Origin of the sequence: uncultured Algibacter sp., from assembly GCF_947495675.1 — a bacterium.
Taxonomy (GTDB): Bacteria; Bacteroidota; Bacteroidia; order Flavobacteriales; family Flavobacteriaceae; genus Algibacter_B.
The window spans coordinates 1-227 of the sequence record NZ_CANLZX010000103.1 but is presented as its reverse complement, the minus strand read 5'-3'; the positions used below and the strand labels follow the sequence as shown (position 1 = coordinate 227).

At 36.6% G+C, this 227-nt stretch carries 1 pseudogene; it reads left to right on the top strand.

The window, feature by feature from the left end:
* Positions 1–227, top strand: a pseudogene (locus tag Q0842_RS16260) (transketolase); the annotation flags it as partial.

The window sequence follows — 227 nt, the reverse complement described above, 5'->3', positions numbered from 1 at the left end:
GGTGTTCAAGAAGAGATATCACAAGGAGCAGGAAGAATAGCAGGTCATTTAGGATTGAATAATTTTATTATGTTCTATGATGCCAATGATATTCAGTTATCAACATCTACAGATGAGGTAACAAGTGAAGACACAGCAGCAAAGTATGAAGCATGGGGCTGGAAAGTTGTGACTATTGATGGACACAATCACGATGAAATAAGACAAGCATTAACCAATGCAAATAA